We start from the raw sequence: 13,781 nt of genomic DNA on the forward strand, positions 1-13,781 counted from the left end.
CCCGCCCTCGTGGCGGGTTTGTGCTTTTGGCTTCTGACGAAGCTAGGGATCGTTCCCAGCCGCGTCCAGCAGTTTGTTTTTGAAGATAAACAAACACGCCTCGTTGAAGTTCCCTGCCCCTAACCGCTCCGATAGCGCCGTTCGCTTGCGATAGAGGCTTTTAACCGACATATTCAGCTTATCTGCAATCTCTTCCATTGACCTCCCTGCCTTCAGCAACCGGAGCATTATCGCTTCATGTCTACTCAGCCGTAAGTTAAGCAGCCATTTGGTTGTCAGACGCCAGCCTTTCATATCAAGCACCAGATTGAATAACGACGCCATATCCGGAGGCGTAAGCGACGTGTTCATAAACAGCTTCATACTGTGCAGATCCTCCTCTCGAGGGCGCATATCCAGCATAACGCAGCAGATGGTTTTTCTCGTTCTGGCCGGATGGCGTATCAGGTAATCATATAAACGGAGCGGCGTACGGCTATCAATCAGTACAGTATATTCATTTGCGTCGGTATCAAATATGTTTCTGTCTATCGAACAGAGGCAAATTATATCCGGGAAAAATAGCCGCATCCCCCTGACAAGGAAACAATCCTGAGTCACTAACACTATTGAAGTCGCCACTAATCATCCCTTTTAGATTAAAGCAAGCCCGCCTCTTAAGAAACAAGGACGCTTTCGTTTATAGCGCTTTACATTAACGGCAAATGTTTTCTGGCTTTGATCATCCCTCAATATGACATTGGTGAGCTAGACTTTTTGTAGACTATCACTCAATGCCTGGCGTTAATTATAAATAAAAAAGAATTTCAGAAAAGTCACTTCTCTGAACATTAAGAATTTTTGTCATGAAACTTCCCAAACATGCACCGGAAAGTACTTTAATTAACTCAGCAGAACTTCATTTCAAATATAAAAAAACTGCAAACAGCAAAAGAAAAAACATTTAATATCAATCATTTAAAAAGAACAACCCTGTACTGAATTATCTAAAAAACTTACTTCTTCCAGAATTATCTCAAAACCTCCCAGCCGCTTTTCAACTTATTTATCCCCCAACACATCGGGTGTACATTAAGCCCAATCAGACCACTGAGATGAGGGCGCATAATTACCTTTAAGTAAGTACCCCATAACGTAGCATCATTCAGATTTAATGTTCTCCTTTATGCCCTTTAACGCAGAGTTAAAAGGCGGCCGTGTTATGCAATGGATTCACGATAAACAAATGGCAAATAGATATGGAAAGATCGCTTAGCTTCACTACGTTATTCTTTTATCGCACCACAATATTATTGTTCCTGCTTTTACTCTTTCCTGTTCTGGTTCAGGCTGATGAATCCGTTTATGAGCATCAGATACAACAGGCACGTAACGGTAATTACGCTCTGTTTCTTGATTACCTACAGCGCTATGAGCAACAGCATGCTTTAACACCTGGACAGGTTGCGGACTGGTTACAGGTAGCCTCCTGGGCAGGACGCGATGATGAGGTTATTCGAGTCTGGCAGCGTTATGGTATTTATATGCCGCTGCCCGCTCGCGCCATCGCTGCTGTCGCCCAGTCCAGAAGAAACCAAAAAGCCTGGCCATCCGCCTTATCGCTGTGGAAAGAGGCGCTCAGCCTTGCGCCGGATAACGACGATTACCGCATCGGCTATGTTAAGACCCTGGCCGATGCCCGCAGAGATCGCCTCGCGCTTTCGGAAGCCCGGCAGCTGGTTAAGGACGATCCTTCTCCCGCGCACCTTGAGACGCTCTCCTATGTCTGGATGCGCCAGGGAAAAAACGGGGACCGGCTGCTGGCGGACATGCGCGCGCTAAACGCCGCACCAGGGAATAACGCCCTTCTTCGCGAGACGATCGATGCGTTAACGGATAACCGGGTAAGCACGCCCGCACTCTGGCTGTCGCAAAGCGCAGCAATGTCTCCCGCGGAGCGTCGCCGCCTTGAGCGTAACGCCGCGGCTGAAAAGGTACGCCTGGCGGATGTGCCTGGCAGAACGGAGAAAGAGCGGCTGCGGCTGGCACAAAACGCATTAGATCGCTATCACGTCCTGCTTTCCCGCTGGCAAAACGAACCGCAGGCGGCTGAAGACATCATCCTTGCCCGTATCGATCGGCTTGGCGCGCTGTATGCGCAGGGTGATTACCGGCAGGTTATTAGCGATTATGAGGCGCTGACGACCGCACAGCATCCGGTGCCGGACTGGGCCATCGGCTGGGTGATCTCTGCATATTTGCAGGAGAAAAACACCGTCGCCGCCTTCTCGCTTGTACAACGCTATCCACACTACGCCTCCGATCCGCAGGATGAGGAGCATGCGCTTTTCTACGCCTGGCTGGATACGGGGCAGTATCAAACCGCCCGCCGCTACGTTGAGCGCGAGACCCGCAGCGTTCCCTGGACCCGCTACGATTTCGGATCCCCGACCGCTCAGCCGAACGATAGGTGGCTCACCGGACAGTCACTCAAACTTAACTATTTGCTGGCGACCAACGCCCTGTCGGAAGCCGAAAAGCTGTCGTATCGTCTGGCGTCAACGGCGCCGGGAAATCAGGGATTACAAATTGATTATGCCGCCCTGCTTCAGGCCAGGGGCCTGCCGCGCGCGGCCGAGCAAAAGCTTAAACGAGCAGAGGCGCTCGAACCCACGAATCTGGAGCTTGAAAAACAGCAGGCTTACGTCGCAATGGACCTTCAGGAGTGGCGCCAGAAAGATTTACTGGCTGATGACGTAATTGCTCGCGCCCCCGCCGATCGCAGCGCCCGCCGCCTGGACAGGCTCAGAGCGGTTCACCATATGTCAGAGCTGCGTCTGAACGCGGGTAAAGGATTGCACTCAGATAACCCCGTCAGCGGTAGCCACGACATGACTTGGGACGCCACGCTCTATGGCCCACCCGTGGCGGATAACTGGCGGCTATTTGCTGGCGCCCGCTATGCACAGGGGAATTTCGACGAAGGTAAAGGCATCAGCCGCCACCTGTTGGGCGGCGTTGAGTGGCGCCCACGTGACCTCACGCTCGAAGCCGAGCTCTCCAGCAACCGCTATCACGGCACAAACAGGCCGGGTGCACGGCTCTCAACAACCTACAGCCTGAGTGATAACTGGCAGGTCAGCGGTAGCCTCGAGCGCTTATCACGCGCGACACCCTTACGGGCATTACGCAATGGGATCAGCGCCAACCGGGGTGAAGGTGGGGTGCGCTGGTATCAAAACGAGCGACGTGAATACCAGTTCAACGCCGCCGTTAGCCGCTTCTCAGACCACAACCGCCGTCAGGAATACACCCTCTCTGGGAAAGAGCGTCTCTGGCAGACCCCGACCCTGACGCTGGATCTCGAACCGGGGATCGCCGCCAGTAAAAACAGCCTGTGGAATACGCTCTATTACAACCCGGCACGGGATCTGTCCGTGACGGCCGCCCTGTCCGTTGACCATGAGATGTACCGCCACTACGACACCCTCTGGAGCCAGCTGTTCGTGGCAGGCGGCGGCAGCTACTGGCAGAAAAATCAGTCGCCTGGCGCCATTACCCTGCTGGGTTACGGGCAACGCATTCAGTGGAACAACGTTGTCGATACTGGCGTGATGCTGAACTGGGATAAACGCCCTTACGACGGCAAACGCGAGAGCAATCTCTCCGTCACGTTAGATGCGACTTTACGCTTTTAAGGATGAATATGCTGAATACACGTTTTTCTGTAAGCCTGATCGTCATCGGCTGGCTCTGCCTCAGCGCGAGTCTCTGCGCGCAGCCGCTCTCCTTTATGGCTCCTGAAGAGAGGCCGCAGCTGGAGGCCAGCAAACCCTGGCCGGAGAATCAGTTTCTGGTCCTGGCCTACCACGACGTCGAAGATGATGCTGCCGATCAGCGCTACCTCTCCGTTCGCACCAGCGCGTTAAACGAGCAGATAAGCTGGCTTTTGCACAACGGCTATCACGCCATCAGCGTGCAGGACATTGTGGATGCGCATGAAGGAAAAAAAGCGCTGCCGCCGAAAGCCGTTTTGCTCAGCTTCGACGACGGCTACAGCAGTTTTTACACCCGGGTCTGGCCCCTGCTTCAGGCCTGGAACGTTCCTGCGCTGTGGGCGCCGGTGGGCAGCTGGGTGGATACGCCGGCAAATCAAAAAGTTAACTTCGGCGGTCTGATGACGCCCCGCGATCGGTTCGCGACATGGGACATGGTGCGCGAGCTCAGCCGCTCCCCGCTGGTTGAAATCGGCTCGCATACCTGGGCCTCGCATTACGGCATCCCGGCCAACCCGCAGGGAAGCCGTGAACCCGCTATCGCCAACCGTTTTTTCGATAACGCGACGGGGCATTACGAAACCGATGAACACTTCAACCAGCGGATCGCCGCAGACGTACGGAAAGTCACCGAAAAAATCACCCAGGTGACGGGAAAAGCGCCGCGTGCCTGGGTGTGGCCCTATGGGGCTGCCAACGGTACATCGCTCGCTATCGCCCAGAAACAGGGCTATCAGCTGGCCTTTACCCTGGAGGACGGGCTGGCAAACGTACGCGACCTCGGCAACATCCCGCGCCTGCTGATTGCCGGAAATCCGTCGATAAAAACCTTTGCCAACACGGTTAGCCGCGTTCAGGAGTTTGACCCGGTGCGCGTCATGCATGTTGATCTCGATTATGTCTACGATCCCGATCCGGCCCAGCAGACGAAAAACATCAACAAACTCGTCCAGCGGGTCTACGACATGAAAATCAGCCATGTGTTTCTCCAGGCGTTTTCGGATCCGCGGGGCGACGGCAGGATCGGCGCGCTCTATTTCCCCAACCGTCGTCTTCCGGTCCGGGCCGATCTTTTTAATTTTGTCGCCTGGCAGCTACAAACCCGCGCGGGAGTGAAAGTCTTTGCGTGGATGCCGGTCCTCTCTTTCGATCTCAGTCCAGCCCTGCCGCGCGTGCAGCGCCGGGATCGTCAAACGGGAGAGTTGACCGTGGCCGCCGAGCCCTATATCCGGCTCTCCCCCTGGAGTCCGCAGGTTCGCCAGCAGGTGACGGAGATCTATGAAGATCTGGCCCGCTATGCCAGCTTCAACGGGATCTTGTTCCATGACGACGCGGTGCTGACGGACGTTGACGATGCCGGGCAGGAGACGACGCGCCAGAAAAGCCAGCAGCTTATCGGGTTTACCCAGGCCCTGAGCCAGACGGTGAAGGACATCCGTGGCCCGCAGATCAAGACCGCCCGCAATATTTTCGCCCTCCCCATTCTGCAGCCCGAAAGCGAAGCGTGGTTTGCGCAAAATCTGGATGATTTTCTGTCGGCCTACGACTGGACGGTGCCGATGGCAATGCCACTGATGGAGTCCGTCCCGGCAGAAGAGAGCAATGCCTGGCTGACGCGTTTAGTCAACGCCGTCGCCGCACGCCCCGGCGCGCTGAATAAAACGATTTTTGAGCTACAGGCCAGGGACTGGGCGCAGAAACCGCAGCGTGCCGTAGCCGATGAACGTCTGGTGGAGTGGATGCAGGTGCTCCAGCTGAACGGCATCAAAAATTACGGTTATTACCCCGACGACTTCCTCAACAACCAACCTGATATTTCGCGTATCAGGCCTGAATTTTCTTCGTACTGGTATCCTGACAATGACTGATCGCATTATCGCCTTCTCTATTTTGTGTCTGGTATTCGGGTTGCCGTTAGGCGTAGCCGCGCTGTTTACCGGCGAACTGATTCTGGACTTTGTCTTTTTCTGGCCGCTGTTTATGTCCGTGCTCTGGGTAACCGGCGGCCTCTATTTCTGGTTTCAGCTTGAACGGCACTGGTCGTGGGATAACGCAACACCCGCGCCCGCCTTAGCCGGTGAACCGTTAATCTCGATTCTTATTCCCTGCTTTAATGAGGAACGCAACGCACGGGAGACCATTAGCGCCGCGCTGGGTCAGCGGTACTGGAATGTTGAGGTTATCGCCATCAACGACGGCTCTTCGGACAATACCGCGCAGGTGCTGCATCAACTGGCGCAGGAGCAGCCGCGCCTGCGGGTGATTAATCTCGCGGAGAATCAGGGGAAAGCCGTGGCGCTCAAGGCTGGTGCGGCGGCGGCCCGGGGCGATCTGCTGGTCTGCATTGACGGCGACGCCCTGCTCGATCGCGATACGGCCGCGTATCTGGTGGCACCGCTGATTCAGTATCCCCACGTTGGGGCCGTCACCGGAAATCCGCGTATTCGCACGCGCTCAACGCTGATTGGTCGTATTCAGGTGGGCGAGTTTTCTTCCATTATTGGTCTTATCAAGCGAACGCAGCGGATCTATGGCCGGGTCTTTACGGTCTCCGGCGTCATCGCCGCCTTTCGCCGACAGGCGCTGGCGGATGTCGGGTACTGGAGCCCGGATATGATCACAGAGGACATTGACATAAGCTGGAAGCTTCAGCTGCGCCACTGGGATATCTTTTTCGAGCCGCGGGCGCTGTGCTGGATCCTGATGCCGGAGACGCTCAAGGGGCTGTGGAAACAGCGTCTGCGCTGGGCTCAGGGCGGTGCAGAGGTGTTTCTGGTTAACCTGCGCAAAATGGCCCGCTGGGAGCATCATCGGATGTGGCCCCTGTTTCTCGAGTACGCGCTATCAACGCTGTGGGCGTTTGCCTATGGAGCGACCGTGGTGTTGTTCATTCTTAGCCATATTATCCCTCTTCCCGCGAACCTGGCCGTTGCGAGTCTGTTTCCCCCGGCGTTTACCGGGCTGCTGCTGGGGGTGATGTGCCTGCTGCAATTCCTCGTCAGTTTGTATATCGAGCGGCGCTACGAGCGGAAAGTGGCAGGCTCGCTGTTCTGGGTGATTTGGTTCCCGATGGTGTACTGGATGATTGGCCTGTTTACCACCCTCGTGGCATTTCCGAAAGTCATGCTTAAACGTAAACGCGCCCGCGCGCGCTGGATCAGTCCGGACCGGGGAAAAGGGAGCATTCAATGAACGAGAATACGTTAATTTTGACTGAACATCGGCTGGCACCGCGTCTTTTCGATGCCGCATTAACGCTGATAGCCTGGGGAGGATTCCTGTTTTTCCTGTATGCCAGGCTGTGGATGCAGTTAACCGAGGAGAGCGATCACCGCTGGAGCGTGATTATCGCCTCTTTTAATACAGTGCTGGTCTATCTGCTGATTGCCGCGTTCAACGGCTGGCTGCTGATCCTGTGGTATCAGTACAATCGCCGCCGCGCGCATGTGAGGCGGCGTCATCCGCAAATGTTGCGCCATGACGAGCTTGCCCAAAGTTTTAACGTCACGCCGCAAATTATGTCCGAGATGAGCCAGTACAACCTGCTGACGGTCTATCATGACCAGATCGGCCGCATCATTGATCTGAAGATCAGCGAGCAGCAGGTCGAGGAAGAAGAGTAATAAAAAGCCCCCGCAGCATACCCTGCGGGGGCTTTTTTATAACAGGGAGACGTTATTTATCCTTCACCACAATCAGCGGTTCAATATCGCTCTCTTTCTTCACCACCAGCGAGTCATCCCCACGCAGACAGGTTCCGCCATAGTTTCCGCCCACGGTAAAGGTGCAGACCTGTATGTATCTGCCGTCAACCTTTGGCAGGCACCATAGCTGCTGGTAGATATTTTTGCGGTCAACAAACTTGCCGCTGGACTGGTCCAGCAGTTGATCCTGGGCGCCGATCAGATCGATATTGCTCCCGCAGCGTCCGGCTATCGGTTTAACGGCATAGCCTGTCCGTTTCAGCAGCGCATTCACCTCAAAATCGGTATCCAGCAGGTAACGGTGGTTCGGGAACAGCTGCCACAGCACCGGCAGGATCGCCTTGTTACCTGGGATCACCGTCCACAGCGGTTCAAAGACCAGCACTTCCGGGCGCAGCAGGACGTCAATCAGGCGCACTTCACCCTTCGGGTGACCGGTACGGATGGGCACGGCGGCGTACTCGGTTTCGCTCACCTCGCGGATCTGCTCGATCGCCGTTTCCCACGCCCAGGTTTTCCATACGCAGTTGACGTGACGGCCTTCATCATCAATCAGTTGCCCGGCGGCATCCCAGCTCAGCGCGCCCAGTCCATGCAGGATTTTGGTTTCAAACCCGGCCTGGATCAGCGAGCGCTGAATAAAGAGCGCGTGGTAATCCTCTTCGATATCGTTGTCCTGCATGATATGGACGAACGGCCGCGCGTGGCTGTGCTTCCAGGCGCCGGTCAGCTCCGCCAGCAAGCCTTCCGCCGGATTGTGGCCGGTGCCGCGATAGCCGTTTTTCACCCACTCTTCAAGAATCAGCCCGCCCTCGGTATGGCAGGAGGCGGAATCCGCGTTGTACTCGTAAACCTTAATGCCGCGCTCATCCATGCAGAAATCCATACGACCGGTGATCATATGGTGACGACGCCACTGCCACGAGAGGCGCAGACGCGGCCAGAGAATTTTCGGGATGTCGAAAAGCGCGAGTAAGCTGTCGTCTTTCAGCACCTTGTCGGTGGCATGAAGGTACATCAGGTGCAGTTCGTTGGTGGCTTTGATCAGCTCCTGCTCGGCACTTTCGGTAATGGTGAAGTACTGGCAGGGATCGTTGTTAATAACGTGGCCGTTCGCGCGAACGTACGCCTGTTGCAGGGCGTCGTTTTCATTGAGCCATTTTCCGTCGAACTGACGGTTGTTCTTCAACCGCGCGCCGCTGATTTTCAGCAGCTCACCGTCGATCTCCGGCTGAGGAATACTGTGTTCCGTCTCCTCCGTCTGGATCATCCAGCCGAGGATCTCGGTATCGCTGAACGTATCATGAAGCGTATAGCAACCGTTCTCAACGCTCAGACGCAGCTCGCGCGTCCACTGCTGCCCCATCGGCAGCGGGGAGTGAATAACGTTCTGCTCGGCAATGCGCACTCTGTCGTCCAGCAACTGGGTGATGACGGCGACGTGGCCGGTCTCTTGAAACTCACCGCCCTTTTGCCAGATGAGCAGCGCACCGGCCTGCGGCGCGCGTTTTGAGCCATTAGCAAAGGCCTGTAGCGGCAGGATGTTGTCATTCACCACCTGGCGTAAAAAACGCAGGGAGAAGATCTCCCACGCCATCCCGACGTCGGTAAAGACAAACCCGTGGTTGAGAAACAGGAAACGGCGCGCAAACTCAACGCACTGCCATTTATGGCCCATGTATTCGTTGCCGATATAGCTGCGGAATTCCGCGTCTTCCGGGTAGTGCCGCGGATCGAGACTGCCGTAATTTGAAGAGTAAATCGCCACGCCACCCGGCGCATAACCTAATAACGTCCCGAAGGGTGCGTCACTGCTTAACGTTCCTTTACGCATGTGTCCAACCTAAAACAGGCAGGCGGCAATTTTTTTGTGGGGTTGTCGTCGTCTGCACGTTGTAATTAACTGACAGAGGTGGCGTTATCATACACCCGCCCTGCCCATTACGCTCGCATCGTTAAACGGTTCCCCTATCTCCTGCTACACTGCCTCAACACAACACCAAAAAGGCAGGCCAACATGTCAGATAACACCTATCAGCCACCGAAAGTGTGGGAATGGAAACAGAATAACGGCGGCGCGTTCGCCAATATCAACCGTCCCGTCTCGGGCGCTACGCACGAGAAAGAGCTGCCTGTGGGCGAGCACCCGCTCCAGCTGTACTCTCTGGGTACGCCGAATGGACAGAAAGTTACCATCATGCTGGAAGAGCTGCTGGCGCTGGGCGTGACGGGCGCGGAATACGACGCATGGTTAATCCGCATCGGTGAGGGCGATCAGTTCTCCAGCGGTTTTGTCGACGTGAACCCGAACTCGAAGATCCCGGCGCTGCGTGACCACTCCACCACCCCGCCGACGCGCGTCTTTGAATCCGGCAATATCCTGCTCTATCTGGCCGAGAAATTTGGTCACTTCCTGCCAAAAGATCCGGCTGGACGTACGGAAACCCTGAACTGGCTGTTCTGGTTACAGGGCGCGGCCCCGTTCCTCGGCGGCGGTTTTGGCCACTTCTATAACTACGCGCCGGTGAAGATTGAGTACGCTATCGATCGCTTCACCATGGAGGCTAAACGCCTGTTCGACGTGCTGGACAAGCAGCTGGGGCGCGGTCGTTATGTAGCGGGTGAGGAATATACCATTGCGGATATGGCAGTCTGGCCATGGTTTGGCTGCGTGGCGCTGGGCAGCGTCTACAACGCCGCCGAATTCCTCGACGCCGGGAAGTACACCAACGTGCAGCGCTGGGCAAAAGATGTGGCGAATCGCCCGGCCGTTAAACGCGGGCGCATTGTTAACCGCACCAACGGCGAGCTGAACGAGCAGCTGCATGAGCGCCATTCAGCGAGCGACTTCGATACCCAGACGGAAGATAAACGTCAGGATTGACCCATGACCGGGCGGTTCGCCGCCCCTCTTCTGCGATGAGAAAAATGAGTCAGCACGCGTGAGCAAGGATCCTCGAATGTCAGACCAGACGCTAAAAGCGACCCGACAGCAGAGCATCATCACCCTGCTGAGTAAAAGCGACTGGCTGACCACTGATGCCCTGGCTGAAAAGCTCTCCGTCAGCAAAGAGACGATCCGCCGGGATCTGAAGTCGTTACAGCAGCAGGGGAAACTTCTGCGCCAGCATGGGCGTGCGCGTCTGATTCACCCGGACAGCCGCGACAGCGGTGAACCCTTTGGCGCACGCCTGAAAAGCCATTATGCCGACAAAGCCGATATTGCCCGACACGCGCTGGGCTGGATCAGCGAAGGGATGACCATCGCCCTCGACGCCAGCTCGACCTGCTTTCATCTGGCGCGCCAGCTTCCGGATATCGAACTCACCGTGTTTACCAATAGCCTGCCTGTCTGCCACGAGATGGCAAAGCGCGAGCGGATCACGCTTATCTGCTCCGGCGGAACGCTTGAGCGTAAGTATCGCTGCTATGTTAATCCGGCGCTGGTGACGCAGCTTAAAGGGCTGGAGATCGATCTGTTTATCTTCTCGTGTGAAGGGGTTGATGAGCATGGCGTCCTTTGGGATCCGTCTGAGCACAACGCGGGCTTTAAGGCGATGCTGTTAAACCGGGCCAGCCAGTCGCTGCTGCTGATCGACAAAAGTAAATTTATGCGGGCAAGCGAAGTGAAAATCGGTCAGCTGTCGCAGGTGACACAGATTATTCAGAGCGATAAATGTCAGGCCGCCAGAGACGGCCTGACGCGATGATGTTACGCGGAGAGACGGAACTTCTGCACTGAGCGCTGGAGTTCTTCGGTCTGCCGTTCCAGTGCGGCCGCGGCGGCGGAAACCTGCTCCACCAGCGAGGCATTCTGCTGGGTCACGCCGTCCATCTGCGTGATGGCTACGCCGACCTGAGAAATACCTTTGCTCTGCTCCTCTGACGCGATGGCGATCTGCTTCATAATGACGGTCACCTCCGTCACGTCGCGCAGGATAGCTTCCATCGTCGTGCCGGTATCGTTCACCAGCTGCGCCCCCTGCTCCACGCGGGCAACGGAATCCGCAATCAGCCCTTCGATCTCTTTTGCCGCATTCGCGCTGCGGCTGGCCAGATTACGCACCTCGCCCGCCACGACCGCAAAACCGCGCCCCTGCTCCCCGGCCCGAGCCGCTTCCACCGCGGCGTTCAGCGCCAGAATATTGGTCTGGAAGGCGATGCTGTTGATAACGGTAGTGATTTCAGCAATTTTCTTCGAGCTGTCCGAAATGCCGCTCATGGTCGTGACCACATCGTCTACCAGCGACCCGCCGCGGCTGGCCGTACTGGAGGCGACATCCGCAAGCTGGCTGGCCTGGCGCGCGCTTTCGGCGTTCAGCTTCACCGTTGCGGTAAGCTGCTCCATGCTGGCCGCGGTCTCTTCCAGCGCAGCGGCCTGCTCTTCGGTACGCGAAGAGAGATCGTTATTCCCGCTGGAGATCTCCGTTGCCCCGCGCCAGATATTCTCGCTGCCGGAACGAATCGTGCTGACCGCCTCCCGCAGGCTGTCCTGCATGGCGCTCAGCAGCGGAACCAGTTGCCCCACGCAGTTGCGGCCAATGGGCTCAATCGGCTGGCTGAGATCGCCCTGCGCAATCTGGCGGAACTGCTGACGGATACGCTCCAGCGGTTTTACCAGCAGCGCCACCAGGTAGCGGTCGGTGAACAGCAGGATCAGCAGACCCACGATCGTGGCGGTGATAATCACCGTCCGGGTCATGCTGGTCAGGCTGTCGACCACAACGCGCGTACTGTCGAGCGCCTTCACCGCAGAATTGTTAAAGTTCTCAACCGCGGCGCCAAACGCGCGGCTTAGCGGCGGCGTAACATTGTTGGCATGCTGACGATAGCCTTCGAGCGTCGCCTGCTTTGCCTGCACCATCTGAGGCGTAACGCCCCGATCGAGCAGCGCCTGCCAGGTGGAAATCACCTGCGCAGAGACCTTTTCATCCATCGGGCCCGGGGAGATAGCTTTCATCTCTGCCAGCTTTTTACTCATGTTATCCAGCGCCTGCTGAGCAGGAGCCAGGTCCGGCGTGCCGCCCGCTGCTTTAGCTTCCATCGCCCGGCTCAGGCGGGTGACGAAACGGAAATACTGATCGTTGCCCTGGCTCAGCACCGTCATTTGCCTGACCAGCTGGCGGTCAACGTCATTACCATCAGAAACACGAGACAGAGACCAGGTGCTGTAAAGCCCCACGCCTGCCCACATGACACAAAAGATCCCCAGTACCGTCAGCATGACGAAACGGATGGTGAAATTACGAAGCATCTTCATTGAGTATTCCTTGCCGTGAGGGTGAATTCGCCCAGGGGCGAGTACTACCCTCGTTATCGGCAGGGACAGGGGAAAAGATAACCCTTTGTGATGATTTATTTAAGCAGGGCTTATCATTCCAGATATTTTTTAAACCAGCTTAACGTTCTCGACCAGGCCAGCTCGGCTGCGGGCTGGTCATAGCGTGGGGTAGAATCGTTGTGAAATCCATGGTTTACGCCGGGGTAGATATACGCTTCATAAACCTTATTATTTGATTTCAGCGCGGCTTCATAGGCAGGCCAGCCCTCGTTAATATTTTTGTCCAGCTCGGCATAATGAAGCAGGAGCGGCGCGCTAATTTTTGGCACATCCTCCACCCGCGGCTGACGACCATAGAAGGGCACCGCGCAGTCGAGTTCCGGATACGCTACGGCGGCGGCATTCGATACGCCGCCGCCGTAGCAAAAACCGGTAATCCCCACCTTACCGGTGGCTTCCGGATGATTTTTCATAAACTCTATGGCGGCAAAAAAGTCGTTCATCAGCCTTGTCGGGTCGACCTTCTGCTGCAAAACCTTTCCTTCGTCGTCGTTGCCGGGGTATCCCCCCACCGAGCTCAGGCCGTCGGGAGCCAGCGCGATATACCCCGCTTTCGCCACGCGTCGTGCCACGTCTTCAATATACGGATTCAGCCCCCGGTTCTCATGCACGACCACTACTGCGGGCGTTTTCGCGGTGGCTTTGGCCGGCTTCACCAGGTAACCGCGCACTTCGCCGTGACCATTGGGCGAGGGATAAGTGATGTATTCCGGAAGAATATCGGGATCGGTGAATTTAACCTGCTCCGCGAGGGCGTAGTTGGGTTTAAGCATATTAAACAGCATCAGCGCCGTTACGCCGCCTGCGGCATAGCGCGCCGCGAGATTCAGAAATTCGCGTTTGCTGATTTTACCGTGGGCGTAATAGTCATAGTAATCAAGCAGCTCTTGCGGAAAATCTTTGGCAGTCAGGCGCGTCATCGCTTATCTCCATGATTTATGATTTGATAAGCTTAGAATAAAAACGCTGTTTCGAAAATTC

The 13,781-nt window shown here is 56.2% G+C and carries 10 protein-coding genes; 6 read left to right on the forward strand and 4 right to left on the reverse strand.

Annotated features, from left to right (window positions below):
* Positions 1-42: 42 nt before the first annotated feature.
* The gene (locus tag ACOT1A_RS18510) at positions 43-570 is read right to left on the reverse strand and encodes a helix-turn-helix transcriptional regulator (protein ID WP_045308383.1); all 528 of its coding nucleotides are present in this window, start codon (positions 568-570) and stop codon (positions 43-45) included.
* Between the two features lie 668 nt (positions 571-1,238).
* Between ACOT1A_RS18510 and pgaA the strand changes: the two genes are divergently transcribed.
* From pgaA to pgaD, 4 genes are read left to right on the forward strand one after another with little or no spacing between them, the layout of a single operon-like run.
* Positions 1,239-3,677: a poly-beta-1,6 N-acetyl-D-glucosamine export porin PgaA gene (gene pgaA, locus ACOT1A_RS18515; RefSeq protein WP_276170190.1), complete on the forward strand. Its 2,439-nt coding sequence runs from the start codon at positions 1,239-1,241 to the stop codon at positions 3,675-3,677.
* 8 nt (positions 3,678-3,685) lie between these two features.
* Positions 3,686-5,623: a poly-beta-1,6-N-acetyl-D-glucosamine N-deacetylase PgaB gene (gene pgaB / locus ACOT1A_RS18520; RefSeq protein WP_276170191.1), complete on the forward strand. Its 1,938-nt coding sequence runs from the start codon at positions 3,686-3,688 to the stop codon at positions 5,621-5,623.
* On the forward strand, positions 5,616-6,947 hold the full coding sequence (gene pgaC, locus ACOT1A_RS18525; RefSeq protein WP_022649386.1) for a poly-beta-1,6-N-acetyl-D-glucosamine synthase: 1,332 nt from the start codon (positions 5,616-5,618) through the stop codon (positions 6,945-6,947). Before pgaB ends, pgaC begins: the two co-directional genes overlap by 8 nt.
* Positions 6,944-7,378, forward strand: a complete 435-nt coding sequence (gene pgaD / locus ACOT1A_RS18530; protein WP_063163591.1) for a poly-beta-1,6-N-acetyl-D-glucosamine biosynthesis protein PgaD — start codon at positions 6,944-6,946, stop codon at positions 7,376-7,378. Before pgaC ends, pgaD begins: the two co-directional genes overlap by 4 nt.
* 52 nt (positions 7,379-7,430) lie before the next feature.
* Here pgaD and gss read toward each other — a convergent pair whose 3' ends face one another.
* On the reverse strand, positions 7,431-9,293 hold the full coding sequence (gene gss / locus ACOT1A_RS18535; RefSeq protein ID WP_276170192.1) for a bifunctional glutathionylspermidine amidase/synthase: 1,863 nt from the start codon (positions 9,291-9,293) through the stop codon (positions 7,431-7,433).
* A gap of 183 nt (positions 9,294-9,476) precedes the next feature.
* Between gss and yghU the strand changes: the two genes are divergently transcribed.
* A complete protein-coding gene (gene yghU / locus ACOT1A_RS18540) occupies positions 9,477-10,343 on the forward strand; it encodes a glutathione-dependent disulfide-bond oxidoreductase (protein ID WP_023306934.1) in 867 nt (288 codons plus the stop codon).
* Between the two features lie 76 nt (positions 10,344-10,419).
* Positions 10,420-11,169 carry an L-fucose operon activator gene (gene fucR, locus ACOT1A_RS18545; RefSeq protein ID WP_046618801.1) on the forward strand — a complete coding sequence of 250 codons (750 nt, stop codon included), beginning with the start codon at positions 10,420-10,422 and terminating at the stop codon, positions 11,167-11,169.
* A gap of 2 nt (positions 11,170-11,171) precedes the next feature.
* On the opposite strand, the gene ACOT1A_RS18550 is transcribed toward fucR, so the two are convergent.
* On the reverse strand, positions 11,172-12,719 hold the full coding sequence (locus ACOT1A_RS18550; protein ID WP_038416726.1) for a methyl-accepting chemotaxis protein: 1,548 nt from the start codon (positions 12,717-12,719) through the stop codon (positions 11,172-11,174).
* A 113-nt stretch (positions 12,720-12,832) separates the two neighbouring features.
* Complete coding sequence (gene yghX / locus ACOT1A_RS18555) at positions 12,833-13,720, reverse strand: YghX family hydrolase (protein WP_023306936.1); 888 nt, start codon at positions 13,718-13,720, stop codon at positions 12,833-12,835.
* Positions 13,721-13,781 lie beyond the last annotated feature (61 nt).

The organism is Enterobacter cloacae complex sp. SYL003 (assembly GCF_049236925.1).
In the GTDB taxonomy this organism is placed as follows: domain Bacteria; phylum Pseudomonadota; class Gammaproteobacteria; order Enterobacterales; family Enterobacteriaceae; genus Enterobacter; species Enterobacter intestinihominis.

Coding starts and splice junctions, on each gene's coding strand:
- ACOT1A_RS18510 (WP_045308383.1), bottom strand. CDS start 570: ATGCGGCTATTTTTCCCGGATATAATTTGCCTCTGTTCGATAGACAGA.
- pgaA (WP_276170190.1), top strand. CDS start 1,239: ATGGAAAGATCGCTTAGCTTCACTACGTTATTCTTTTATCGCACCACA.
- pgaB (WP_276170191.1), top strand. CDS start 3,686: ATGCTGAATACACGTTTTTCTGTAAGCCTGATCGTCATCGGCTGGCTC.
- pgaC (WP_022649386.1), top strand. CDS start 5,616: ATGACTGATCGCATTATCGCCTTCTCTATTTTGTGTCTGGTATTCGGG.
- pgaD (WP_063163591.1), top strand. CDS start 6,944: ATGAACGAGAATACGTTAATTTTGACTGAACATCGGCTGGCACCGCGT.
- gss (WP_276170192.1), bottom strand. CDS start 9,293: ATGCGTAAAGGAACGTTAAGCAGTGACGCACCCTTCGGGACGTTATTA.
- yghU (WP_023306934.1), top strand. CDS start 9,477: ATGTCAGATAACACCTATCAGCCACCGAAAGTGTGGGAATGGAAACAG.
- fucR (WP_046618801.1), top strand. CDS start 10,420: ATGTCAGACCAGACGCTAAAAGCGACCCGACAGCAGAGCATCATCACC.
- ACOT1A_RS18550 (WP_038416726.1), bottom strand. CDS start 12,719: ATGAAGATGCTTCGTAATTTCACCATCCGTTTCGTCATGCTGACGGTA.
- yghX (WP_023306936.1), bottom strand. CDS start 13,720: ATGACGCGCCTGACTGCCAAAGATTTTCCGCAAGAGCTGCTTGATTAC.